This window comes from Cohnella sp. GCM10020058 (assembly GCF_042683485.1).
Classification (GTDB): Bacteria; Bacillota; Bacilli; order Paenibacillales; family Paenibacillaceae; genus Cohnella.
The window spans coordinates 416,065-441,093 of record NZ_JBHUJV010000008.1 but is presented as its reverse complement, the minus strand read 5'-3'; the positions used below and the strand labels follow the sequence as shown (position 1 = coordinate 441,093).

Annotated in this window: 24 protein-coding genes; 5 read left to right on the top strand and 19 right to left on the bottom strand. The window is 59.7% G+C overall.

Translation table 11 applies throughout. The annotated features are described in order from the left end of the window. Positions 1-15 precede the first annotated feature (15 nt). The 6 genes from ACFSR7_RS14375 to ACFSR7_RS14350 are packed head-to-tail and all read right to left on the bottom strand — an operon-like array spanning position 16 to position 4,532. A complete protein-coding gene (locus ACFSR7_RS14375) occupies positions 16-297 on the bottom strand; it encodes an S-layer homology domain-containing protein (protein WP_378162595.1) in 282 nt (93 codons plus the stop codon). Continuing rightward, positions 239-1,516, bottom strand: coding sequence for an ABC transporter permease (locus ACFSR7_RS14370; protein ID WP_378162593.1), 1,278 nt, complete (start codon positions 1,514-1,516; stop codon positions 239-241). The genes ACFSR7_RS14375 and ACFSR7_RS14370 overlap by 59 nt, the downstream gene beginning before the upstream one ends. Beyond that, positions 1,509-2,411: an ABC transporter ATP-binding protein gene (locus ACFSR7_RS14365; RefSeq protein ID WP_378162591.1), complete on the bottom strand. Its 903-nt coding sequence runs from the start codon at positions 2,409-2,411 to the stop codon at positions 1,509-1,511. Before ACFSR7_RS14365 ends, ACFSR7_RS14370 begins: the two co-directional genes overlap by 8 nt. Then, complete coding sequence (locus ACFSR7_RS14360; protein ID WP_378162589.1) at positions 2,408-3,361, bottom strand: ATP-binding cassette domain-containing protein; 954 nt, start codon at positions 3,359-3,361, stop codon at positions 2,408-2,410. The genes ACFSR7_RS14365 and ACFSR7_RS14360 overlap by 4 nt, the downstream gene beginning before the upstream one ends. Then, the gene (locus ACFSR7_RS14355) at positions 3,358-3,774 is read right to left on the bottom strand and encodes a GntR family transcriptional regulator (RefSeq protein WP_282911191.1); all 417 of its coding nucleotides are present in this window, start codon (positions 3,772-3,774) and stop codon (positions 3,358-3,360) included. Before ACFSR7_RS14355 ends, ACFSR7_RS14360 begins: the two co-directional genes overlap by 4 nt. A 32-nt stretch (positions 3,775-3,806) precedes the next feature. After that, a complete protein-coding gene (locus tag ACFSR7_RS14350) occupies positions 3,807-4,532 on the bottom strand; it encodes a hypothetical protein (RefSeq protein WP_378162587.1) in 726 nt (241 codons plus the stop codon). Positions 4,533-4,741: 209 nt separating this feature from the next. Between ACFSR7_RS14350 and ACFSR7_RS14345 the strand changes: the two genes are divergently transcribed. Both ACFSR7_RS14345 and ACFSR7_RS14340 read left to right on the top strand, forming a co-directional pair. After that, a complete protein-coding gene (locus ACFSR7_RS14345) occupies positions 4,742-5,899 on the top strand; it encodes an RluA family pseudouridine synthase (protein ID WP_378162585.1) in 1,158 nt (385 codons plus the stop codon). A gap of 361 nt (positions 5,900-6,260) precedes the next feature. Next, positions 6,261-8,675: an EAL domain-containing protein gene (locus ACFSR7_RS14340; protein WP_378162583.1), complete on the top strand. Its 2,415-nt coding sequence runs from the start codon at positions 6,261-6,263 to the stop codon at positions 8,673-8,675. A gap of 71 nt (positions 8,676-8,746) precedes the next feature. On the opposite strand, the gene ACFSR7_RS14335 is transcribed toward ACFSR7_RS14340, so the two are convergent. From ACFSR7_RS14335 to ACFSR7_RS14320, 4 genes are all read right to left on the bottom strand, one after another. Next, positions 8,747-9,619 (bottom strand): fumarylacetoacetate hydrolase family protein, encoded by an 873-nt coding sequence (locus tag ACFSR7_RS14335; protein WP_378162581.1) that lies wholly within the window; start codon positions 9,617-9,619, stop codon positions 8,747-8,749. A gap of 30 nt (positions 9,620-9,649) precedes the next feature. Beyond that, positions 9,650-11,230, bottom strand: a complete 1,581-nt coding sequence (gene ggt / locus ACFSR7_RS14330) for a gamma-glutamyltransferase (RefSeq protein ID WP_378162579.1) — start codon at positions 11,228-11,230, stop codon at positions 9,650-9,652. Positions 11,231-11,322: 92 nt separating this feature from the next. After that, entirely contained in the window at positions 11,323-12,522 is a 1,200-nt protein-coding gene (locus ACFSR7_RS14325) for an amidase (RefSeq protein ID WP_378162577.1), read from the bottom strand. 261 nt (positions 12,523-12,783) lie between these two features. Then, positions 12,784-13,461 carry a hypothetical protein gene (locus tag ACFSR7_RS14320; RefSeq protein WP_378162575.1) on the bottom strand — a complete coding sequence of 226 codons (678 nt, stop codon included), beginning with the start codon at positions 13,459-13,461 and terminating at the stop codon, positions 12,784-12,786. Between the two features lie 160 nt (positions 13,462-13,621). On the opposite strand from ACFSR7_RS14320, the gene ACFSR7_RS14315 reads away from it, so the two are divergent. Together ACFSR7_RS14315 and ACFSR7_RS14310 are read left to right on the top strand one after the other, a co-directional pair. Then, positions 13,622-14,335: a response regulator transcription factor gene (locus ACFSR7_RS14315; protein WP_378163056.1), complete on the top strand. Its 714-nt coding sequence runs from the start codon at positions 13,622-13,624 to the stop codon at positions 14,333-14,335. Next, positions 14,332-15,711, top strand: coding sequence for a sensor histidine kinase (locus tag ACFSR7_RS14310; protein WP_378162573.1), 1,380 nt, complete (start codon positions 14,332-14,334; stop codon positions 15,709-15,711). The genes ACFSR7_RS14315 and ACFSR7_RS14310 overlap by 4 nt, the downstream gene beginning before the upstream one ends. A 92-nt stretch (positions 15,712-15,803) precedes the next feature. Here ACFSR7_RS14310 and ACFSR7_RS14305 read toward each other — a convergent pair whose 3' ends face one another. From ACFSR7_RS14305 to coxB, 6 genes are all read right to left on the bottom strand, one after another. After that, the gene (locus ACFSR7_RS14305) at positions 15,804-16,265 is read right to left on the bottom strand and encodes a DUF420 domain-containing protein (RefSeq protein ID WP_378162571.1); all 462 of its coding nucleotides are present in this window, start codon (positions 16,263-16,265) and stop codon (positions 15,804-15,806) included. A gap of 85 nt (positions 16,266-16,350) precedes the next feature. After that, positions 16,351-17,262 carry a cytochrome c oxidase assembly factor CtaG gene (gene ctaG / locus ACFSR7_RS14300; RefSeq protein WP_378163054.1) on the bottom strand — a complete coding sequence of 304 codons (912 nt, stop codon included), beginning with the start codon at positions 17,260-17,262 and terminating at the stop codon, positions 16,351-16,353. A gap of 331 nt (positions 17,263-17,593) precedes the next feature. Then, positions 17,594-17,914, bottom strand: coding sequence for a cytochrome C oxidase subunit IV family protein (locus ACFSR7_RS14295; protein WP_378162570.1), 321 nt, complete (start codon positions 17,912-17,914; stop codon positions 17,594-17,596). A 4-nt stretch (positions 17,915-17,918) separates the two neighbouring features. After that, positions 17,919-18,539 carry a cytochrome (ubi)quinol oxidase subunit III gene (locus tag ACFSR7_RS14290; RefSeq protein ID WP_378119038.1) on the bottom strand — a complete coding sequence of 207 codons (621 nt, stop codon included), beginning with the start codon at positions 18,537-18,539 and terminating at the stop codon, positions 17,919-17,921. Continuing rightward, positions 18,536-20,401, bottom strand: a complete 1,866-nt coding sequence (ctaD, locus tag ACFSR7_RS14285; protein ID WP_378162568.1) for a cytochrome c oxidase subunit I — start codon at positions 20,399-20,401, stop codon at positions 18,536-18,538. Before ctaD ends, ACFSR7_RS14290 begins: the two co-directional genes overlap by 4 nt. Positions 20,402-20,421: 20 nt before the next feature. Further along, positions 20,422-21,495 (bottom strand): cytochrome c oxidase subunit II, encoded by a 1,074-nt coding sequence (coxB, locus tag ACFSR7_RS14280; protein WP_378119034.1) that lies wholly within the window; start codon positions 21,493-21,495, stop codon positions 20,422-20,424. Positions 21,496-21,921: 426 nt separating this feature from the next. Here coxB and ACFSR7_RS14275 point away from each other — a divergent pair, with 426 nt between their 5' ends. Then, complete coding sequence (locus tag ACFSR7_RS14275; protein WP_378162566.1) at positions 21,922-22,674, top strand: hypothetical protein; 753 nt, start codon at positions 21,922-21,924, stop codon at positions 22,672-22,674. Positions 22,675-23,018: 344 nt separating this feature from the next. Here the strand turns inward: ACFSR7_RS14275 and ACFSR7_RS14270 are convergent, their stop codons facing one another. From ACFSR7_RS14270 to ACFSR7_RS14260, 3 genes are all read right to left on the bottom strand, one after another. Next, positions 23,019-23,777, bottom strand: coding sequence for a hypothetical protein (locus tag ACFSR7_RS14270; protein ID WP_378162564.1), 759 nt, complete (start codon positions 23,775-23,777; stop codon positions 23,019-23,021). A 171-nt stretch (positions 23,778-23,948) separates the two neighbouring features. Beyond that, on the bottom strand, positions 23,949-24,137 hold the full coding sequence (locus ACFSR7_RS14265; RefSeq protein WP_090109397.1) for a hypothetical protein: 189 nt from the start codon (positions 24,135-24,137) through the stop codon (positions 23,949-23,951). 132 nt (positions 24,138-24,269) lie between these two features. Beyond that, positions 24,270-25,004: an FHA domain-containing protein gene (locus tag ACFSR7_RS14260; RefSeq protein ID WP_378162562.1), complete on the bottom strand. Its 735-nt coding sequence runs from the start codon at positions 25,002-25,004 to the stop codon at positions 24,270-24,272. Positions 25,005-25,029 lie beyond the last annotated feature (25 nt).

Here is a 25,029-nt window from a genome sequence, read left to right as displayed (position 1 = left end):
TACATAACCGTGATCTTATTGCAACGACGCCAGCCGCGCCAGCAGCACGACCGCTTCGGCTCGTGTGATCGGAGCCAGCGGATTGAACTTGTTAAGGCTCTGCCCTTGCACAAGCCCCGCTTCAAATGCCGCATTGATATAGGGCAGCGCCCTCTCGGCGATCGCGGCATCGTCGGCGAATGAAGAGGCAGCCTTGGACTGAAAATAAGTCCCGGGCTGCCTCTGATCCCTATTCGTCTTAAACCTTATAAGCCCTAAGCGCCTTGAACACTTCCTTGAACGAAGGCTTCTTGCCATACATGAGCACGCCCACACGGTAGATCTTGGCGGCGAGCCAGCCGATAACCAGCACGGAGGCGATCAGAATACCGACCGACAGGACGATCTCCCACCAGGCCGGATCGGCGAGGCCGATGCGGAGGAACAGGATGAACGGCGAGAAAAACGGGATGAACGAGCATACGGTGATGAACGTGCTCTCGGGGTTCGTCAGGCCGTAGATGGCGATATAGAAGCCCGCGAGCGACAGCATCGTGACCGGCATCGACGTCTGGCTGAGATCCTCCGTCCGGCTGACGAGCGAGCCGATGGCGGCGAACAGCATCGCATACAGGAAGTAACCGAGCAAGTACATGAGAATCGCGAAGATAATCATCTTGGGCTCGACGCTGGACAGGTCGATGCCGAACTTCTCGAGCGCACCCTTGTTGTGCGGCAACGTGAGATTGATAAGCGCCGCGCCGACGAGCACGACGAGCTGGAGCAGGCCGACGAGGAAGGTGCCGATGACCTTGCCGAACATCTGCTTGAGCGGCGCCACGCTCGTGACGATGATCTCCATGACGCGCGAGCTCTTCTCGGCGGTGATCTCGGTCGCGATCAGTTGGCCAGTAATCATAACGGACATGAACAGCAGAATCAGGATGGCGTAGGTCAAGCCGATGGCCGTCCCTTGCTCGGCCTCCGTCTTGCCGCCGCCGTCCGCGATCTGCACGGTGTCGAGCTTGACGGGTGCCTGCAGCTTGAAATATTGTTCATTGGTCAGGTTGGCGTCGCGGACCGCCTGCTGGGTCTTTACGAATTGCAGGCCGCTCTGCAGCGCGCCGGCCGTATCGGTGTCGAGCATTTTTTTGGAGTGGTAGACGACGTCGGGGAAGCCGACTTCTTTATTTTCGGTAAAGGTAAGATAGCCTTTGATCTTGCCGTCTTCAATGGCCTGCCCGAGCGCGGCCGTCTTGTCGGCATCGGAGCCGGACGCCTCGACCGGCACGAGCTCCACCTGCTTTTTTTCCGCCTGCCCGAACTGCTGCTCCAGCCCTTTGATGATCTCGCCTTGTTCGCTTGCGATATAGCCCACCTTCGCGGCCGAGCCCGGCCCCGTCAGCTTGTCGATGAAGTACGGCACATTGGCGCCGACGACGAGCAATACGCCAAGGATGATCGTGGTAATGATGAAAGACTTGCTGCGGAGCTTATTCCGCATCGTGAAGGCAATGACCGTACGCATGCTATTCATGGCTCTCACCTACCGTCTTAATGAAGATTTCGTTCAGGGTCGGCTCCAGCAGCTCGAAGCGTTCGACCGGGCCTTGTGCCATTGCGTGCTTCAGGATCTCCTGTGCGGCTTCCTTACGGGAGATGCGCAGATCGTACCCTCGCTCGGTACGGGTCGCGGAGACAACGCCGGGAATGCGATCCAGCCCGGGGATATCCCGCTCTGCACCGACGACCACTTTTTCCTTGGGAAAACGACTCTTAATGTCGCGGATCGGCCCCTGCAGCACCGGATTCGACTTGTGCATGATCGTGATGTTGCGGCACAACTCCTCGACATGCTCCATCCGGTGCGTCGAGAAGACGATGCTCGCGCCATCGTCGCGCAGCTCCTTAACCGTCGACTTCAGCAGCTCGACGTTGACCGGATCAAGACCGCTGAACGCTTCGTCCATAATGAGAATGCTTGGCTTGTGAATGACCGCGGCGATGAACTGGATTTTCTGCTGGTTGCCCTTGGAGAGCTCCTCGACCTTTTTGTTGTAGTACTCCGGCACCTGAAACCGGTCGAGCCACCGTTTCAGGTTCGCGTCGGCATCCCGGCGCGACATGCCGCGCAGCTGCGCCAGATACAGAATCTGCTCGCTCACCTTGATCTTCGGGTACATGCCCCGCTCCTCCGGCAGGTAGCCCAGCATCGAGAGCTGCTCGGTGCTATAGGTCTTCCCGCGGTAGCGGATGCTGCCTCCGTCCGGGAGAATGAGTCCGAGCACCATACGCATCGTCGTCGTCTTGCCCGCGCCGTTCGCGCCGAGCAGCCCGTAGATCTCCCCTTGCGCCACCTCGAAGCTGAGCCCGTTGACTGCGGTTTTGTCCCCGTATTGCTTAAACACCTTTTCGATTACCAGCGGATTCATCTTCCCGCATCCCCCTTCCGAACTAGGCAAGCCATGATCTCTTCCAATTCCATGCGCTGCGAGGACAGGATCCGATAGCCGTTAGAGAGGCAATAAGCCTCCGTCTCCTCGGGCGCGTCGGACTCGATCCGGCAGATGCCGGGGCCTGCCTCATGCGCCCCCTGGACGCCCGGCGCCTGCTTCAGCAGCCGAGCCGCGTCCTCCTTGCCGGCCGCACCGTCCGTCCGCTGGACGGCCAGCACCCGCCATGCCTCGAACAACCGGTCCTTCTCGTACAGCCCGAGGCACCGGCCCCGATGCATGAACAGCACGTAGTCCGCGAGCCGGCGCACCTCCTCCGTGATGTGCGTCGCAAAAATCAGCGTGCGATCCCCTCGGTCCATGTAGCGCGTGAGTTCGTCCAGCAGCGCCTTCCAGGCTGAAGGGTCGAGGCCGGAAGACGGCTCGTCGAGCAGCAGCAGCTCCGGATCATGGGCCATCGCGACCGCGAGCTCCGCCTTGCGCCGCATTCCCTTGGACAGCTTGCCGAGCTTTTTGACGCGATCGGCGTCGAAGCTTCGCATCAGCCGTTCGTATCTTTCCCAGGTCCAGCCGGGGTACCACCTGGAGGCGAACCGGGCCTTCTCGTCGGCAGTGAGATGGTTCTCGTAAGCGTGAGGCAGCTCGGATACGAAGCCGATCCTCTCCCTCAGCCCCTCGTCGCTGTCCGGCGACAGACGCTGGCCGAGTACCGCGGCCTCGCCCTCGCAAGGCGCGAGCCGGAGCAGCAGCCGCAGCAGCGTGCTCTTGCCGGAGCCGTTCGGTCCGACGATGGCGGTCACCATCCCGGCAGGCACGGACAAATCGAGCGGTCCGAGCGCGAACCCGTCGTGCCGGACGGCCGCTCCCTTCAGCGAGACGGCGTCGTTGCCGCTCTCCGTTTTTTCCAAGCCGTACATTCCGAGACTCATCGCTGCCCCCCCTTTTCCCCCTCGGCTTCCGCCCGCTTGCGCTCATAGGCTTCGCGCCAGATTCGCTCCATCTCCTCGCGGCTGCACTGCAGCTGCAGTCCGGTCTCTACCGCACGCTCGAAGGCTTCGACGACGCGCACGAGCCTGAACTCATCCCGCGCCGACTGATCGATGCCCGCTACGAACGTCCCTGTCCCTTGTCTCGTGCGCAGGAGCCCTTCATTCTCCAGATCCTGATACACTCTTCGCACCGTAATGGCGCTGCATCTCAGATCGGCCGCGAACTCCCGAATGGACGGCAGCAGCGTGCCCTCTGCCAGCTGCCCGCTAAGGATGAGGCTTCGTAGCTGGACCTCCACTTGATGGTACAGAGGCTCGGGCCGATTCTCATCGATATGAACGGGTATCCACAAACCGCCTCGCCTCATTTCCTCCCGTTACTTCATTAAAAAGTATAGCTCCTGCTCTCCATTCGCTTGACGATCGCCCGCCGCATGACGTAGAGCGCGATTGCCGCGATCAGCGCCGTTCCGGCCGGCAGCAGTATCGGCGCTTCGCGGACCGAATCCAGAAGTTCGCCCACAAGGCTGAATCCCTGCCAGGCCGCGCCTAGCGAGATCAGTCCGAGCAGCAGGCAGATCGTCAGATAGGACTTGACGTAGGTTCTTCCGTTGAAGCCCATCTCCAGGTACAGAATGACCGCGTTCATGATCAATCCGTAGCAGAGCCAGACCGCAGCCGCAGCCGCCCACTCGCCTGGGGACACCCGCTCTCGAAGCGCAGGCGCGAGCAGGTACTGGACGGTAAAAAAGATCGCGCCGATCGCAGCCAGCGTCGTTCCAGCGAGCAGCATCCGGGCACTGGCCATCCGCGCTACGGGAATCGGCATCGTCCGCCAGTGCGACAGCCGCTTAGTGAAGACGTCCCCTCTCCAGTATGCGAACATCGTGCGGTTCATCGCGCAGCCGAACGCCGGAATCGTGAACGTGTACAGCCAGTCCGCCATACCGCTCAAGTAGCGGGACACGCCGCTGCCGCTGAATCTATCGTCGACCAGCGCGCTGATAATCGTTCCTACATATAGGGCGAACACTGCAGTGAACACCAGCCCCAGCCAATCGCGCTTGAACTCAAATGCCGCCAGCGCCTTGGTCGCGCGCCATCCAGACATCTGCTCGCCTCCGTCACCCATACTGTGTGTATATCCTTATACACAGTATAAACACTGCCGAGAAGCCCTGTCAATCCTGAATCTGGAATTTAGTCTGAAGCGATTGTCATGCGGATTTGTTGCAAATGGCTTTATCTATTAGAATAAAGACACCACGCCTGCCGCACGGGAGATGCGGACGGGGCGCAATGACCGGAGGGAACAGAGAAATGAGCGGGAAAAACGATCGAGGCGGCCGAGGACAGGCCGGCAAGCCGCGGAGAAGCGATTCGCGGGAGAACGGCGAAGCGGTATGGCAGGGGCGCGCAGCCAGGGACAACGGCGCAGGCCGTGCCGGGCAGGGGCGCTCGGGCAGGGACGGCAACGCTGGTAATGCCGGGCAGGGGCGCTACAGAGGAAGCGCCGATGTTGCGCGATCTGCGCAAGGACGTGCCGGAGGCAATGTGGAGTCTTCCGCTGGTAGAGCAGGCGAACCTAAGCGCCAGGCCGGCGGAGGCTCGCGCAGCTTCGCGGTTCTGGAGCCGTCCGAACTGCTGCCCTTCCTGCTCGCCAAGCTGAGCGGCCAGGGGCGCAACGCCGTCAAGGCAATCCTCGCCCGCGGCCAGGTATCCGTCGACGGCACGACCGTCACCGCCTACAATCACCCGCTTGCGCCGGGCGCCTCCGTCTCCGTGAGTCGGGAGCGGATCGAAGAGGCTCCGCCGCTGATCGGCTTGTCCATCATGTTCGAGGACGACGACCTGATCGTCGTCGCCAAGGACGCGGGTCTGCTGTCGATCGCTTCGGCGCAGGAGACCGAGGTGACCGCCTATCGGCAGCTGACCGAGCACGTGCGGCGGACGGATCCCCGCAGCCGGATTTTCGTCGTGCACCGGCTCGACCGGGACACCTCGGGCGTGATGATGTTCGCGAAGCGCGAAGAGATTCAGCAGGCGCTCCAGAACAACTGGCAGGAAGCCGTCACCGAGCGGATTTACGTCGCGCTGGTCGAGGGCCGCGTCGCGCGTGCCGAGGGCACGATCTCCTCCTGGCTCAAAGAGAGCAAGACGCTCAAAATGTATTCGAGCCCCTACCCGAACGACGGCCAGCATGCGGTGACGCATTACAAGACACTTGAGGCCAAGTCGCAGCTCTCACTGCTCGAAGTCAAGCTCGAGACCGGCCGCAAAAACCAAATCCGCGTCCACATGCAAGACATCGGCCACCCGGTCGTCGGCGACAAAAAGTACGGCGCGCGCACCAAGGTACTCGGACGCCTCGGGCTGCACGCGAGAGTGCTCGCCTTTGTCCACCCTGAGACCGGCGAGGGGCTGCGCTTCGAGACCGACATTCCGAAGGCGTTCCTTAACGCGCTCAAAGATCAATAGCCTTATTTCACCCTCGCCAGGCCGTGTCGTCCGGGCGGGGGATTCTTTTTATCGGCCTGCATATGCGAGTTAAGTATGCACGTAGATCTACAGTTTGCGCGCTTTCCGGCTGCCCACGGTTCAAGTATGCACGTAGATCTACACTCAACGCGGGTTACGAGCGACAGCCCGTCAAGCATGCACAAATGCCCAATGCTTCGAAAATTTCGGTTGGCGGCGTGTCTCATTTGCCCCTAAATATGGCATAAGGTTCTTTTTTTATACTTAAATGAATAAATAGGCCTATCCAACGCGCGGTTAACCCGGTAAAATCAGATTATGTCGTTTCATGTCAATCATTGCCATAGTTAGGATGGTCACGTTGATCGAACTTCAAAGCTCATACAATGCGACCATGGTCGTTTTATCTTGCTTCGTGGCCTCTATTGCCGCTTATACCGGCCTGAGCATGTCGCTTCAGTATGCCGCGGCTTCCAAGGGCCGGTCCCGTCTCGCTTGGCTGGCATGCGGGATCGCGGTTATGGGGGCGGGCATTTGGGCCGTCTGCTTTTACGAGATTAATGCATACAGATGGTCTACCGGCGTCGAATACGATTACGGCACGGTGATCCTGGCGCTGGCGATCGCTGCGGCTGCTGCGGCACTGGTCCTACGAGCGGTCAGCCAACCCAAGCTTAGCAGGGGTTCGCTGCTAGTGCGCGGCGGCATCGCGGGCATCTGTGCGGCAGTCTTGCCCTATGCAGGTCTTCAAGCCATGCGCGCCAGCCTCCATCCGCGCTTTGAGGCCGGGACGTTCGCCTGGTTCACGCTGGTCGTCGCCGCCGCGTTCATCGTCGTCCTCTGGATCGCGTACAAGTTCCAGACGTCGCGCGGACCCAAGCGCAAGGCCATCGCGGGCCTGCTTCTTGGCACCGCCTTTACCGCGTCGATCCATATCGGGCTGGCGCTTGTCTCCTGGACGTCCCCGGAAGAGCTTCTGACCGCCGGACAGAGCGACTCCTCCGCCATGATCTCCTTTTTCCTGGGATTCGCTACGCTATTCGTTGTCGGGATCGCGTTCGCCGCCATTTTCATGGAGCGGTTCTGGAAGGCGCAGATGCGTCGTCAGCTGGAGCGGGACATGCGGATCGAATCGCTGTTCAGGCACAGCCAGGACGCCGTCTTCTCCTACAATCTCGAGGGCAAGCTGCTGGACGCCAACCTCGCGGCCTTCCGCCTGACCGGCTACGAGTGGGATGCGCTGTCCAAGCTCAGGCTGAGAGACATGATCTCGCCGGAGTACCAGCATACGGTGGCCGTCAACTTTCAACATACGGTCACGGGACAGTCGCGCAACTTCGACTGCGCCCTCATCCACCGCGGCGGCCGGCGTCTTGAGGTCAACAACACCAATGTCCCCGTCCTCGTCGAGGGTCAGGTCGTCGGCGTGTACACGATCGTTCGCGACATCACGGAGCGCAAGCAGGCCGAGTGGCAAATGAATCATATGGCGCATCACGACGAGCTGACGGGACTGCCCAACCGGCGCCTGTTCGAGCAGCAGCTCGTCAAGGCGATCGCGGATCAACAGCAGGACGGGCAGCCCGCCGCCGTCCTGTTCCTCGACATCGACCGCTTCAAGCTGGTCAACGATTCGCAGGGTCACGATGTGGGCGACCTGCTGCTCCGTTCCGTCGCCGATCGGCTGAGCGAAGCGGTCAAGCATACCGGCATCGTCGCCAGACTGGGCGGAGACGAGTTTTCCGTGCTGCTGACCGGCGGCATCACGCGCGAGGACGCGCAGGCAATCGCGGCCCGTATCAACCGGGAGCTCGACATCCCGTTCTCGCTGCGCGGCAAGGACGTGCATATCACCGCCAGCATCGGCATCGCGCTGTTCCCGGAGGACGGCGATTCGCTCATCTCGCTCATGAAAAACGCGGATACCGCGATGTACTCGGCCAAGGAAAACGGGAAGAACACGTACAACTTCTACGACTTGTCGATGAACGACTCCCTTTTCGAGCGGGTTCAGTTGGAAAACGAGCTGCGCAAGGCGCTGGACCGCGGCGAGTTTTTCCTCGTTTATCAGCCGCAGGTCGAGCTCGCGTCCGGCAAGGTTGTCGGCGTGGAGGCGCTCATCCGCTGGCAGCACAGCACCAAGGGGCTCATTTCGCCGGCCGAGTTCATCCCGCTCGCCGAGGAGACGGGCATGATCGTGCCGATCGGCGAGTGGGCGCTTCGCACCGCCTGCACGCTCGCGCGTCGCTGGAGCCTTTCCGAGGTCGGGCCTCTGCGCATGTCGGTCAATCTGTCGAGCCGCCAATTCGTGAGCCCCGACTTCGCCGAGTCCGTAGAGCGCGTCGTCCGCGAGACGGGCATGCCCCCTGAGCTCCTCGATCTGGAGATTACCGAATCGATGACGATGGACGTGAACCGCTCGATCGAGACGTTGCGCCAGCTCAAGACACTCGGCGTCTCCATCTCGATCGACGACTTCGGCACGGGCTATAGCTCGCTGAGCTATCTCAAAAGTTTTCCCGTCGACCGGCTCAAGATCGACCAGTCGTTCGTCCGCCAGATGCATTCGGAGACGAAGGACCGGTCCATCGTGGCGACGATTATCTCGCTCGCGCACAACCTGAATCTCCAAGTCGTCGCCGAGGGCGTCGAGACGCTTTCCCAATCTGTATTTCTCGCCGAGCAGGGCTGCGACGAGATGCAGGGCTACTATATTAGCAAGCCGCTCAAGGCCTTTGACGTAGAAAACTTCATCTTGAACAAGTCCGCCGTCTAATCGCAAAAAAGCCGCACGGTCCCCGATCCGATTCGGGTTCGCCGTGCGGCTTCTTTTTTCTCAAGCAAGGGCTAGGTCTCTTCGCACACCGGATTCGCCAGTTGTTCGAAACCGTCGATCCGGCAGGCGATCCGGTCTCCGTCCGCGATCGGGACGGCGCCCGGCGTACCGGTCAAGATTACGTCGCCCGGCAGCAAGGTCATGAACCGGGAGTGGAACGCGATCGCGCGCCAGGGCCGGTAGATCATGCTCGACACCGGGCGGCTGTGCCGGACTTCGCCGTTCAGCGCCGTCGACACCGTCAACCGGTCGATATCGCCGAGCTCGTCCGGCGTGATCAGCTCGGCGCCGAGACTGCAGAACGTGTCATAGCTCTTCGCCCGCGTGAGGAATCGTGGATGACGCGCATGGACGTCCGCAGCCGTCACGTCGATCGCCGCGACGAATCCCGCCGCATAGCTGGGCGCATCCGCTTCGCTCACGTCCTTGCAGACAGCCCCGATCACGATGGCGAGCTCCGCCTCCGCCTGCACGCGTCCGATGGCGGCCGGCAGTACGATGCTGTCACCGGGCCCGATCAGGCTCGTATCGGGCTTCATAAATCCGACCGGTTCCTCGCTCTCCCAATTCTTGCGCTCCCGCTCCTGCGACTCGCTCAAGTAGTTGAATCCGATTCCCCATATTTTACGAGGGCGGCGAATGATGGGCGCGGCCTCGTACCCTTCTGGCGCTAAAGGCGGCAAAGCAGCTGCGATGCTCGCTCCTTCTTCGGTCGACAGCCAAGCGCGGATATCCGCCAGCGCCCCCGTCTCCAGCAGCGCAGGAAGCTCCTCCTGCCAGCTCCGCCCCGCAGCCTTGCTCAATGCTTCCACGGTCAGCAGACCTTGCGGCAGTCCAATCGCCGTCCGTTCCCGCTCCTCCGTCTTAATCCTTAGGACGCGCATGCGCTCCCCTCCTCCCATTTGCGATGAAATCTACCAGCCAATGGCGGCGCCATCGCATCTCGGATCGGTGCCGCCGCGCATCAAGCCGTCGCTGCCGATCGATATGGCGTGCGCATGCCCCATCCGATAATCGAAGGCGTCTACGACGCGAACGTCATGTCCGGCCTCCGCCAACCGCCGGATCGTCTCTGCGTCGATTCGGCTCTCGAGCTTCAGCTCGCGCGACGCCTCGCCCCAGGTGCGTCCCCACAGCCACCTGGGCTCGGCGACCGCTTCATGCGGCGCCATTCCGTAGTCCGCCATGCGCGTAAAAATCGCGGTCTGCGTCTGCGGCTGCCCTTCCCCGCCTTGGGTGCCGTACAGAAAACGCGGCTTGCCGTCCAGGCAGGCCATAGCGGGCATGAGCGTATGAAAGGTTCGCTTGCTCGGCTCCAGCGTGTTGACATGCGCCGGGTCCAGCGAAAAAAAGGAGCCCCGGTTCTGCATCAAAATGCCGGTCTCTCCTGCCGTAAAGCCCGAGCCGAATTCAAAGTACAGACTCTGGATGAACGAGACGGCGTTGCCTTCCTCGTCAACGACCGCAGCATACGCCGTGTCGCTGCCGGCGGGCGGGCTGTCGAAGTCCATTGCATGATAAGGATCGATGCATCCAGCCAGCTCGTCGGCATAGGCTTGGCTGAGTAAGCGCTCCAGCGGTATCTTATGAAAATCGGGATCCGTAAGCGCCCGGTTGCGATCGATAAACGCCAGCTTGATCGCCTCGATCATCCGGTGATAGTAGGTGTAGGCCCCGTGCGGAGTCGAGGACGGCTCGAAGCGTTCCAGCACCTGCAGCGCCATAATACCGGTAAAACCTTGCGAATTCGGCGGCGCCTGATAGAGCGTGTATCCGCGATAAGCGCCGGTCGCCGGCTCTTCCCAGCTGCCGCGATGCGCGGCGAAGTCCGCCTCCGACAGCAGTCCGCCGGCCTTACGCAGACCCGCGACGATCTGCTCCGCAATCTCGCCTTCGTAGAACGCTTCGCGGCCGCCTTCGGCAAGCGCCCGCAAAGTCGCTGCGAGCTCTCGCTGCACGAAGCGGTCGCCGGCTGCGGGGACTGCGCCCTGCGGCAAATAAATCGCGGCTGTCTGCGGACACTCGCCAAGCATATCCCTGCATTTCACGGTAAAAAAATGCTGATCCGGCGACAAAGGAAAGCCTTCGGCCGCGTGACGAATCGCCGGCGCCAGCACCTCCGCCAGCGACAGTTTGCCGTACTCGCCCAGCACGGCCGCCCAGCCGTCGACCATGCCCGGCACCGTGATCGCGCTGCGGGCACCGCGATGCGGAATGGCCGCCATGCCGGCGAAGCAGCCCCGGTCGACAGCCGCGCCCGATCGCCCGCTGCCGTTATATGCGCGGACGCGGCCTTCGGCTGCGCCATACGCCAACCAAAAGCAGTCGCCGCCGAGTCCTGTCATATGCGGATAAACGACGCCCAGGCACGCGCTGACGGCGACAGCCGCATCGAACGCATTGCCGCCCCGGCGCAGCATCTCCGCACCGGCCTCCGATGCGAGATCGTGCGGGCTGACCACCATCGCTTGCTTGCCTGCTGCCGCTCTGCTCATTCCTGCTCTCTCCTTTGCCTTTTGCCTGCAACCGTCTTGACGCCGTTAGCGCTCCACGGTACTCTCTTGACTACGGTCAGTACCCGGCCGTCCTATCCGACTGCGCTCCGATGTTGCGCTTCCCATTCGGCCGCCCAATGCAGCAGCATCCGATCCTGCCCGGGTCCGGCGATGAGGGACAACCCGACCGGGCAGCCGTCTACAGTCGCCCAAGGCAGCGTGATCTGCGGCAGTCCGCCGATGCCCGCGATGCAGGACAGCTGCTGCGTGCGGATGCGAAGCTGCTCCATCTGCGCGAGCGGCGTGCTGCGAAGCGGCGCCGGACCGGTCGCCGTCGGAATCGCCAGCAAGGTGTCGTCTCCCAGCAAGGCGGCGAGTCTCGCGCGTATATCGGTCATGGCCTCACGCTCCTGGCGGCAGTCGGCGTCCGCGATGGTCCGCGTCCACGCGAACCGCTCGGCGATGCCCGGCCCGAACCGAGGGCGCGCCTGCTCGATCCAAAGCCCGTGCGTCCGCCAGATGTCTACGCCCTGGAGCAGCTTGAAGATCCGCATCCACGCTTCCAGCCCCTCGTCTGCGATCGTGACGCGCTCGCTTACTCCGAAGGACAAGGCGAGCTCGCCCAGCAGCGGCGTCAATGCCGCCTGCGTCTGCTGGTCGGCTGCACGCAGCGTGTCCGCTGCGACAAGCAGCCTGCGCGGCAGCGCCGCGATATCCCTCTGCCGGTCGGATTGTTCCAGCAGCACCTCACCGGCGGCAGCGACGAGCTTGGCCGAATGCGACATCCATCCGACCGTATCGAAAAGCGGCGCGAGCGGCACGACGCCTTCCAGCGACACGCGTCCATGCGTCGGCCGGAAGCCGTAGATGCCGCAATACGAGGACGGGATGCGGACGGAGCCGCCGGTATCGGTGCCGATCGCAAGTTCGGCGAGGCCTGCCGCCGCCGCAACGGCAGATCCGCTGGAGGAGCCGCCCGGAATGCGCTGCTCGGCTCTCGGATTGATCGGCGTTCCATAGTTGTAATTTTCGCCGTTTAAGCTGTACATCATCTCGTCGGTATGCGTCATGCCGTTCAGCCTGGCACCGCTCGCGAGCAGCAGCTCGATCGCACGTGCATGGCCGGCGGCTGCCGCATGCGTCCGCGACCAATCCGGGCTGCCGGCTCCCTGGATATGGCCTTTGACGGCAAACACGTCTTTTGCCGCGAACGCAATGCCGTCGAGCAGCCCGCTTCCGGTCGGCTCCAGCTTTATATCTTGCCGGATGTAGGCGTGCCAGCGATCGTGCATCCGACTCATCCCCTCTTCTTGTGTGTGTATGAGCAGTATAGAAAAGGGGATCTTCCGGTGTAAATTCACTTCGCGCACATTTGGCACAACCTCCGAAAATCGCGCTGTTCTTTGTCATCGAACCCAAGGGCGCTGTCTTGCATGCAAAAAAGGGACGAAACAGAGTCACCCCCTGCTTCGTCCCGCTTTTAAGCTCTTCTTCGCCGCTCGGACGGCGGTCTCTCTACGCGTTTCTCCTAACCTTTTGCAAACTGTTGCTCCTTACTCTGCCTGCTGCAGTTCCCCGACAATCGCCTTGTATTGTGCCAGCAGCTTATCGAGCGCATGCTTGATCTTCTCTGCATCGCCCGTCTCTACGGCTTCGCCCAGCGCGATACGGCCCGATAGAATGCCGGTTCCCGCCGGAGATACAGCGGCAACTGCCGTCGCGACTGTCCCCTCTGCGCGGGACGTCCCTATCGCCACGGACTTCAGATTGCCGCCATCAACGATCTTCACTGCTTGCAACGACACTGTTCCTGTCGGCGCCGTCAAGCCCCCCTGTTGGACATCCACGGCGGTTACGGGATACGCAGCTCTCGAAGTCTCGGCTAGACTCGAAGCAGTTGCCGCTGGCACGGCAGTTAACGTCAGCGTCAGCGCGCCCTTCCCCTGAACGAGTTTGTTATAGGCCGCCAGCGTCTCCTTCCAATCCTGCACGGTGTCCGGCGCGTACTTCGCGGCGAGCTCGGTCGGATCGGGCAACTGAATGGCCGCAGACAACGAGACCGCCTTCGCTGACGTGAATTGTGCGGGCGCGCCGGCCAGCGAAGCCTGGGAGATCGCGTACTGCTTGGAAAGCGCCGGTCCTGCCGCCGCAAAGGCGGCGACGGGGCTGGCCAGCGCGGTGACGGCCATGGCGGTGACGGCAATTTTGGCGAACAGGGAATTGTTTTTCATACCAGTATCACTCCTGCTTATAGTTTGTCTTGCCTCTCTTACTTTAGATTCCGGGTGTGGCAGACGATTGGTGAAGTTGTGGAAAAACGATGGCACGCGACCGGCTTCAAGCCGCGCTTGCTATAATAACCGTATAGCTCGGTCGGGGAGGTCTTTTCCTATCAACGAATATACGATTGCCGTCGTAGACGACGACGCGAACATCCGCCATCTCGTCGAGGCTTATCTGAACAAAGAAAATTACCGCACCGTCGGTCTTTGCACCGCGGAAGAAGCATGGGAACTGTGGATGAGCAGCCCGCCGGATCTCTGGGTGCTCGATATCATGCTGCCCGGCATGGACGGGTATGAGCTATGCAGACGCATTCGCGGCGATGCAGAAGTGCCCATCATCATGATCTCGGCCAGGGACGACGAGGTCGATAAAATACTGGGGCTTGAGCTGGGCGGCGACGACTATCTGGTGAAGCCCTTCAGCCCTCGGGAGTTGGTGGCTCGGGTCAAGCGCCAGCTGCGGCGCTGGTACAAGCTTCATGCCGCGAACGAGACGACTGTTGCCGCAGTCTCTCCTACCGTTCTCGCAGTTGACTCCTTGCGGGTGTATCCGGAGGAACGGCGCGCTTTTTGGCGCGGCGCGGAATTGGATCTGACCTTTAAGGAATACACGCTGCTCCAGGCGCTGGCGGAATATCCCAATCGCGCGTTTACGCGGGAACAATTGCTCATGCTGGTATGGGGCGACGATTATTTCGGCAGCGACCGGGCTGTGGATCATCTCATCAAGCGGCTGCGTAAAAAAGCCGAGCAGCTCCCGATCGAATCGGTATGGGGGCACGGCTACCGTTTAAGAGCGGACGGAGGGATTCAGCCATGAAGCTGCTGCATCAGATCAATCTGGCTTTCGGCGCGCTGCTCGTGCTTGTATTGGGCATGACGGCGCTGCTCATCCATCTGGTCCTGATCGATCACTTCATGGGCGAGCAAAAGCAGGAGCTGAGCACGGTGGCCTCAAGCATCGCAACCCGTCTCCAACTGCAAGCCGTGACCCTGACAAAGCCTTCCGATACGACGCTCTCCCTCGGTCAGGCCGTTGCGCTGCCTGTCGGCGTCGAGGCTTATATCTCGGATAGCGAGGGTCATATCGTCAGCGGCGGCACGGAAATGGCGTCGATCGTGGCTACGGCGCAGCCCCTCTCTGCGGCTGTTCTATCCGCCGGCGGAGTGCCGGCTCGGTTAACCGCCTCGAGCGCGTCGGTCAGCAGCAGCGGCTATCTTGTTCATACGGACCTTGTCCCCCAAGGCACGCTTACGCTGCGGACGCCGATCAGCAAGGTCAACGCCATCGAACGCGCGCTTCTCGGCCGTTTGCTAATCGTGCTGGGCATTGGCGGCGCGGTGGCGCTGCTGCTCAGCCTGCTGATTACCCGCAGGCTCATTCGCCCGATGATGAAGCTGCGCGGCGAGCTCGCGAAGGTGCAAGAGCGACAATTCGCCGACGTCCGACTCGTTCGGGCCGGCGGCGAGATCGGCGCCGTCGCGCGAACCGTTTACGACCTTGCCGGAGAATTGGAGCGCTATAACCGGGTGCAGAAGCAGTTTTTCCAAAATGCCTCCCACGAGCTGAAGACACCGCTCATGTCGATCGCCGGCTATGCCGAAGGCATTCGCGACGGCGTGTTTGAAGGCGAAGGTGCCCGAAAGGGACTGAACATCATTATGAACGAGAGCAGTCGGATGACGAAGCTCGTCACGGAGATGACACTGCTCGCGAAGCTAGACAGCGAAGAAGACATCGTACAACCGATCGTCGTTCACGTGCGCGAGCTGCTGACCGGCGTCGCCGAACGGATTAATCCGCTGCTTGCGGCAAGGGGCCTGTCCCTGGACACCGTCTGCGCCGACGACACAAAAAACGTGCTCGCGATCATGGCCGACAAAGACAAGTTAATGCAGGCGCTGCTCAATGTCGTATCCAACGCCGCGCGCCATGCAAGACAGTGCATCGTCATCGAAGCGAGTATTGACGAAGGCCGAATCGTTATCTGCGTGCGGGATGACGGAGCAGGATTCCCGGATACCCTGCTCCCTCATCTGTTCCATCGCTTCGTCAAGGGCAAGGACGGCGAGACCGGCCTCGGCTTGGCCATCTCTCGCGCGATCGTCGAGCGGTGCGGCGGTTTAATCCGTGCATGCAATCATCCAACGGGCGGGGCCGTTATCTCGCTTAGTTTTCCGCAGACGGCCGTCTGAAGCCGCACAAAGCAAAGAAGCAGTCCCTCGTCGATAATGACGTAGCGACTGCTCCTTGCTTTTACCGAATCTCCTGGAACAATACGATTATACTAGCCGAAAATCGCGTCGATCACCGGCTTGGTATGTCCGCCCGGATATAGCAGATACAACAGAACGTATACGGTAACCCCCGTTATTGCGGTAACGAACCATACGACGGCGGTCACGCGGCCCCAGCGCCTATGCTTCGCATACTTTTCCTTGAAACCGAGTACCAGCGTCGTGATGCCGAACACGGCCGCGACCATCGCCAGCGTAATATGGAACAGCAGGAAAATCAAATATATCGTCTTGAGGTGATCCGGTCCGCCCCACTCGGTGTTGCCGACAAAAATCGTGCGGGATACGTAGATAATGAAGAAAATGACCGCCGCGATCGCAGCCGCGATCATCGTCTTCTTGTGGGACTCGCGTTTGCCCCGGATAATCTGATTCCAGCCGATCGCCACAAGAATCGCGCTTAACGCGATGAAGCTCGTGCTGATCGTGGGCATGATGGTATAGCTTGACAAGTGGGCTCACCTGCTCCATAAATGTTGGACAACTGCTCCCATTGTAACCTGCCTTTGTCCTTAGTTCAATTCGGTACGACCCACTTCACACATTGTTCAAACGGCTCGAGGAAGCGTGGTCGAACGAAGGATCGTCATCCTGCGCCCGCTCTCTCCGATACCATTGCATGAAGACGGCATACATGGCAGCGATGTTGACAAACTCTTGCAGCAGCTTCATGATGATGCCGCCGAGCTGCTGGTCGTCGGTCGGCGCCATCAAGCTGAAGAACGCAGGTCCGCCCTTGAATTGCGACAAAAACTCGGCAGAATTGCCGGAAATGCAATAGCCCATCGCACGCGTCCAAACTTCGGGATCGTTGTAAACGCTGAACAGCGGCGTGCTCGCGAAGATGATGAGTACGCAAGCCGGCGTCAGCAGCAAGCCGTTCAGGAAGATGAAGCCAAGCTTGCGGAGATTGGTCAGCCTGCTCCACTCCGCGACCGGACACATGATATGCCACCAGCTGATCATCGCTGCGCCGAGCATGACGAAGTAGTAAAATCCATGCACGACGTAATGCGTCATAATCCAGTCATGATTGGCCGGCATATGGTACACCGAGAACAGCAGGTTAAACGCGAAAAGGCCCAGCAGCGGATTCATGAGAAAACGAAAAGGTCTCCAAAACGGCCGGGAGAAGATGGATCTCCACAGCCATGCCGGCACGCCGTAGATCAGCATCCCCGGTACGATAAAATAAGAAATCGCCATCGCCGTCATATGAAAAGTAAACATGAGATGGCCCATCAGGCTGAGCGGACCGCCTTGCGCCAGATACAGCAGGACGATGCCTGCGATAAATGCCGCTTGTCGCTTTTTGGCGACAGGCTCGCTGGCGCTGAATCGCTCTCGCCACGGTCCGGTGACGAGCGAATATAAGAGGATGATCACGAGCGAGACGACCATCATGACCGGACTCCACAGGTCGGCGAACGAAAAGTATTCCAATCCCATTCCCACCGTCGTTCCTCCTTTCAATCGCTTCAAGCTTCATGCTGTCGTACTTACGATCCGCTATAGGCGCGCTGTAAGTCGCGTTGTACCGATCATTGCGGACATACGATCCGTTATTCTCGAAAAGCTGCAGCCTTAATCCCCTTAAATCCGGGAATAGCGGATCCTGTGTCCGCAACACGTTCAAAAAGCCGTGCGAACCCGGAATAGCGGATTGTCCTTCCGTTAAAGACGCATACTGCCGATTATACACCATCCCGACCCGCGAATGGCCTTAACCGTTAAAAAGAGAGGCGGCTTGTAGGCCTGCCTCTCTTCGATTCCGATTATGTTACCACCAAACCCAGTACAGCGCCATGATCACCATCGTGATGACGACGATGATACCGAAGATGATGCCCATCGTCGCGAACAGATGACCGCGATCCTTCAAGTGCATCCAGAACGCGAGTTGTACGAATACCTGCAACAGCGCCATGGATACGAGAATGATGTACGTGAACGTCGTGTTGATCTCGCCGGCGGAAACCGCGGCGAAAGCGATGATCGTGAGTACGAGGGACAGGACAAAAGCGACGACGTGCTTCTGCGGTCCTTCGTGCCGGTGACGTCTCTTGGGTTCCGAAGCGGCTGCCGAATGGTCGTTGGCCATGAGGTTAACCCACCTTTCCCATCAGGTATACAACGGTGAAGATGAATACCCAGACGACGTCGATAAAGTGCCAGTAGATGGCGGACACATAGATCTTCGGAGCGGTGACGACGGTAAGGCCCTTCTTGAAGATCTGGGTAATGAGCAGCCCGATCCATAGAACGCCGAACGCGACGTGCGCGCCGTGGAAGCCGACCAGCGTGTAGAACGAGGAGCTGAATGCGCTCGTCGTCAGCTTGTGGCCTTCGGACACGTACGTGTTGAACTCGTAAATCTCGAGCCCGAGGAAGCTCAGACCGAGCAAAATCGTGATAATCAGCCAGACGATCATCGCCTTGACCTTGTGCTGGTGAAGCGCCTGAACCGCGAAGACGCTCGCGAGACTCGATACCAGCAGGATCATCGTAGCTGCGAATACCATCGGAAGCTCGAACAGATGGTCTGCCGTCGGACCGTCGAGGGTCTGATGGCGAAGCGCGATGAAGGCGGCGAAGAGGGTTCCGAACAGAACCGTCTCCGCGCCGAGGAACAACCAGAAGCCGAGAATTTTATTACGGCCTTCTAACGTCGCCTTTTCGGGCTCATGAGGAAGGTGTCCGTCTAAGTGATGGTCGTGTGCGCTCATGCGTGCACCCCTTTCTCCTGCTCCTCAGGCTCGATGTGGAAGCCGTGATCGTCGAACACGGAGCGGCAGAACATGCTGCCAAAGGTAACGACGAGCCCTGCGATGGCAACGACCAGATGGTCGTACATGAAGCCCAGCGCCGCGACGAACAATCCGATGCTCATGATGAGCGGAAGGATCGAAGGCGAAGGCATGTGGATCGGTCCGACCGGCTCGGCCGGCGGCATCTCGGTGTTGCCCTTTTGCTTTTCGTTCCACCAGGCGTCATAAGAGCGCACGAGCGGAAGCTGCTTAAAGTTGTATTCCGGCGGCGGCGAAGGGATCGACCATTCGAGCGAGCGGCCGTCTTCCCACGGATCGTCCGCAACAGGCGACTTGTTCGCTGCGCTGACGATAACGTTGATGACGAAGATAATCGTGCCGATGCCCATCAGGAACGCGCCGACGGTGCTGACCGCATTCATCGTGTCGAAATCCTGGCCCGGCAGGTACGTCCATACGCGACGCGGCATGCCGATCAAGCCCAGGAAGTGCTGGATAAAGAACGTCAGGTGGAAGCCGATGAAGAACGTCCAGAAGGTCGCCTTGCCCAGCTTCTCGTTCAGCACGCGGCCGAACATCTTGGGCCACCAGTAGTGCAGGCCGGAGAAGATGCCGAAGATCAATCCGCCTACGATAACGTAGTGGAAGTGAGCGACGACGAAATACGTATCGTGATACTGGAAGTCAGCCGGCGCGACGGCCAGCATGACGCCGGTGACGCCGCCCATGACGAACGTCGGGATGAACCCGATCGCGAACAAGCTTGCGGAGGTGAACGAGATCGAACCGCCCCACAGCGTGAACAACCAGTTAAAGATCTTGACCCCTGTAGGCACCGCGATCAGCATCGTCGCGATGGAGAACAGGCCGTTCGCTACAGGGCCGAGGCCCGTCGTGAACATATGGTGCGCCCATACCATGAAGCCGAGAAACGCGATCAGTACGGTCGCGAATACCATCGAGCTGTAGCCGAACAGACGCTTGCGCGAGAAGGTGCTGATGACTTCGGAGATGACGCCGAAGGCAGGCAGGATCAGGATGTATACTTCGGGGTGACCGAATACCCAGAAGATGTGTTCCCAAAGCACTGTATTACCGCCGTTGCCTGTCTCGAAGAAGTTAGCCTGGAACAGCCGGTCGAACGTCAGCGCGACGAGGCCGACCGTCAGTACCGGGAAGGCGAATACGATCAGGGCGGAAGTAATGAAGATCGCCCACGTGAACATCGGCATGCGCATGAAGGACATGCCCGGCGCGCGCATGTTGATGATCGTCGCCATAAAGTTGATGCCGCCGATCAGCGTGCCGATACCGGCGATCTGAAGGCCCATCAGGTAATAATCGACGCCGTGACCGCCCGCGTACATAGGGCCGGCCAGCGGCACGTACGACGTCCAGCCCGCATCCGGGATGTCGCCTGCGAACCAGCTGATGTTAAGCAGAACGCCGCCGGCGAAGAAGGTCCAGAAGCCGAGCGAGTTCAGGAACGGGAACGCGACGTCGCGCGCCCCGATCTGCAGCGGGATGACCGCGTTCATCAGCGCGAACAGCATCGGCATCGCCGCAAGGAAGATCATTGTCGTGCCGTGCATCGTGATCAATTGGTTAAACGTGTCCGCCCCGACGAAATCGTTCATGGGCTTAATCAGTTGAATCCGGATCAGGATCGCCTCAAGGCCGCCGACCAGGAAGAACAATCCGCCGGCGATTAAGTACAGAATCCCTATTTTTTTGTGGTCGACGGTCGTCAGCCAGTCCATTAAGCCCCGATAACGCTTGACCGTGTGCGCGTGTGCAGCCAAAGCCGCGTCCTCCTTCATTCCCCGCAGAAGCTAGAGTATTAGTATTCGAGCTTTTGGCCGGCCAGATACTTCGCGATGCCGTCGAGCTCTTGTTCGGTAAGGCCGGTCGCTGTCGTACCCTTGCCAGGTCCGTAGGTAACGCCCGTGCTGACGTCAGGCATTTGGTTGCCCGGCTTGATCGTCTGCGCGTGGGAAATCCAATCCTTCAGGTTCTCCTCCACCGACTTTTCGTCGTTGTAAAGGATACCGCCGACGGTAAGCCTGCTGCCGACGCCTGTCAGGTTCGGAGCGGAGCTGCCAGCGTTCGTCTCGCCGATCGCGTGGCAGGTCAGGCACTTGCTCTCAAACGCGGCCTTGACGTTCTCGTCGGCCGGCATCGAGACCGGTGTCTTCATCGCCGCCACCCAGCGGTCGAACGAAGCCTGGTTAACGGCCTTCGCCTTGAAGTCCATCAGCGCATGGGAAGGGCCGCAAAGCTCTGCGCACTTGCCTCTGAATACGCCTTCGTTGGGGAATTCGAGGTACAGCTTGTTGGTGGTGCCGAGTCCCGCGTTGGTATCGATCTTGCCGCCGATGGAAGGAATCCAGAAAGCGTGCGTCACGTCGCCGGACGCCAGCTTGAACTGAATCTTGCGGCCGGTCGGCACGATCAGCTCCTGCGCGGTCTTAATGCCGTATTCCGGATACTCGAACTCCCACCAGTACTGGTGAGAAGTGACGGTAACCTGAACCGCCTCGGGATCCTTGGAATAGTCCTTGGACAAACCGAAAACCGTGTTGATCGTCGGTACGCCCAGAATGAGCAGCAAAATAATCGGAATGACCGTCCAGATAATCTCCAGCGTGTGATTCCCTTCGACTTGCTTCGGGATCGTGTTGTCGCCTTTGCGCCGGCGGAAGCGAATCAGTACGTAGATACAGATCGCAAACACGACGACAACGACTAGCGCCATGATCGAGATCGAGAGCGTCATCAGGTCAAATTGTTTCTGCGCGACGGGGCCCTTCGGGCTCAGCGTCGATAGATCGTCCCTACCGCACGCCGACAGCAATAGCGCCATGCCGGCCATTAGCGGAAGCAACCGCTTTAATACGCGCCACCGATTCATCATCCATTCATCCCCACTTTGACATAATCATGGATCGCCCTCTTCTCTGACTGTGGCGGCGGCAATCCATGTGTTGCGCGATGTCGAACTTTGGTTTCGCACATACCTAAACCCTCTAATAAATATAAAGATTGATACGACAGTTTGTCAATGTTCACACAACAGTTCACAAATTGTTCTCAAAACTGTCAAAATCGTTGCGCCGCAAGGGTTTCAAGGCCCGTTTTTACGTTTATCAGTCCCTTTCGCGCCCCTGTGCAAAGGCTTTCTTCGACCGTAAAGCCTCGATTTCCCCGATCGCCCTGCCGCAGCCCCTTTCCATCAGCTTTTACCAACGACGGCTTGTTTTATGTACGGAATATCGGCATACTTTTGCGGCCGCGGCGAACACTAGTTGCATCGCATCCAGATCCCGAGGAGGAGCAGGTTATGAACAAGCGCCGTTGCGCGAACGTATGTCTGCTCGCAGCCGCGCTGACAGGCGCGTTGGGCGGCTGCAATTATAAAGCCCATCATCAGCAAAGCGCCAACGATTACGGCAGCAGAACGGCGAACGATCCGAAAATGTCCGGCGTACGCGCCTACAGTCATGTCGTCACCGATCCGCACGCGCATGACAATCGCTATTTCGAATACAGCTCCGCTCTGTCGTACCGGCTCTCCAACGTGCCTGGCGTCAGCTCGGCGATCGTCATGCTGACCGACAAAAACGCGTACGTCGGCATCACGACGGACCAGACCGCTACCGGCATACGGTCGCACGGCGGCTTGCGCACCCGCGAGCAGGATAACACGGGCACGACGGAAGGCGTCTATAACGTGGACACGGGCAGCAACTCATGGGACTTGACGAAAATTGTCACGCCGTACAACTCCTCCTTTTCGCACAAGGATATCTCGGATCTGTCGACCGAATTCCGCCAGACGCTGTCTAACGAAGTACGCAAGATGGCGCCCAACGTGAACGGCGTCCACATCTCGGCCAACATGGAGTACATGAACCAACTGCTCGGCTACGCCAAAGCTTCGTGGGACGGCCAGCCGCTCGCTCCGCTCACGCCCGGATTTAACAAGCTTGCCAAGTATGTTTTCGCCGCAGCCAACGACGTGCCTACACCGATTCCCGAGCCGACTGCCGGCAGCGGAAACAGGAACGGCCAATCGTCGAGCGCGAGGCCGTAGCCAGAACCAGAGCCAAACCAAAAAGGGGCTATCTCCCTGGTCAATTTCGACCTTGGGACAGCCCCTTTCTGATGCTGCTGTACCGGACGACAAGCATATCGAGAAGATCATACCGGTTACGTTAGCGTGTTTGCGAGTCAAAAACCTGCATTTGTACATGTATTTTTTGCCGACCGACAGCAGGTGATGAAATACCTGCAAATGTGCAGGTAAATTTAATGCACAAGCCGAAAATTCGGCAGATGAAGGAAAATAACTGTACACTTGCATCTTTGATGTGTGAAAGGGTCAACATCGACAAAATTAGATGTATATTTGCAGGCATTACATCCATTTATTTAACATCAAAGGCTTCCCTCGCCGCCTTCCGCGTCTGCGTCCGCCCAGGCATCCAGCTTCTCGGCAAGGTTCGAATAGACCGGCGAGTCGGCGAAGTCTTCATCGCCAAGCATATCTGCCAACGTATGCTTGAGCTCATCGGCATATTGCTGCTTGCTGCCGCCCTGGGTCTCGTCGTAGTCTTCGGTCAACAACTCCAAGAGCGCCTGGATCCCATCGCCCGCCCCGCTGCCGTCGTCTTCCCCGGACGCCCCGTCGGTCATCCAGGAAGGCCATATATCGGCTGTTTGTCCATTCTGCGGCGGCACCAGCGGCGGCGTCCCATCTCCTGCTTCGTCACCGTCTGCACATTCCTCCGGTATATGCCCCGGCCTCGGTCCCATCGCATCGCGCACTTGCGCGAACATCGCTTCGACCGCTTCGTCCGAGGCGCCGTCAACGTCGAATTCGCCCAGCTGGGACTTAACGTCGGCCAGCCTCGCCAATGCTCCGTCTTCTCCCTTGCCGCTCTCGCCCGCCTTCGCCGCCAGCCGCTCTTGCATACCTGCAAGCAAGTCGCGCTTGTCCTGGGTGGTAAGGTCGCGTGCGTAGCCAGCACCGGAAGGCCTCCCGGCGCCCATACTCCATTCAACAGCGTCGGCCGACTTCCCGTTCTCCTGCGCGTCCGTCTCCGTCTCCGTCTGCATCCGGACGGCAGACGTCTGCGCCGAATAGATGTACCCGCTTTTGTAAAATGCCGAATTCGTCGTTCCCGTCACGCTCATCGTCATCGCTCCGTTCTATGTACATCCCGCTCTACCTATTTGTAACAGGCGGCTATGAATAGACCGTGAATGGAGCATGAACGAAGCCTGAAAGCCGGCTGAAAGTTCAAATCGGCGATAAAATAAAAAAACAAGGCCCCGAGTCGTAGAGGCCTTGCGAAAAATCGGTAGTCAGGAAGCGGACGAGTTGATTCTCATCAGCTCGCGTTCAACGATAACGGTTAGTTCATCTTCATAGCCGCCGGTGATTCTGTATTTCCGGATATAGTCCTTGACGAACTTGCGCGGATCCTTGGGGCGAAAAATTCTCGTTAGCTCCTGCAGACTCTCCTGAACTTCGTTATGACCGCGCTTTGCCATGCCATAATCCCTCCCGGCGGAAACTTCCCGCAAGATTCGTACAGAGTTGACGCCCGGCTGCCTATATAAGATTTTACTTCCCGTTCGCCTCATTATACCAGTTCGACTAGCGGTTTAACAGAAAAACCGTCTTCAGACGTCTACCTCGAACCATTGCTCTCCGCCCGGCAGGCTGAATCGGTCGCCCGGTCTGAGCTCTCGCCGATCTCCCGCCGCCAGCCGCGTACCGTCCGGCAGGTATGTACCGTTGGATGAACCGTGATCGACCAGCGAAAAAATCCTGCGGGACGAATCGTAGCTGACGGTGCAGTGCTTGCGGCTGATCTCGGCGTGCCCGTCCGGATAGACGAGCTCGCATTGATGACCGTCCCTGCCGATCGCCAGAGGCCTGTCCGCCAGGCTGTAGCTCGCGCCCGCGAACTCGCCGGCGACGCCTACGAGCCGAGGCTCTCCGGCGATTGCAGCGGCAGCCCTGCGCCGCTCCATCCTGTCGCGTGCGTCTCCCAGACTCCGCAGCGGAATCGTGTAGCCGAGTGCATCGTCGTCTTCACGATCGTCGACAAAGGCGCCATGACCGGTTTGGGTTTGGTTCGAAGCAAACAAGTCCGAATCCATAGGCTTGGACTCGTCCTCCTTTGTACTCTTACCCCGAGAAGTCATCTGCAGAAACGCCAGCACCGCGATAACGGACACGGCGATGCCGATCGCCATGGCCGCCAGGAGCGGAAGCATGCCCTGCGACTCTATGCGCTCCGCGGCGGTTTGGGCGGCGGCCGTCGCCGCCTCCGCCTTCAGGCCCGGCCATGCCGCGGCTGCGAATGCCAGCACGGCGGCCGGCAGGGCGCGGAGGCCGGACCTTCTTTTCATGGCGGCTCCTCCTAGTCATGTAAAC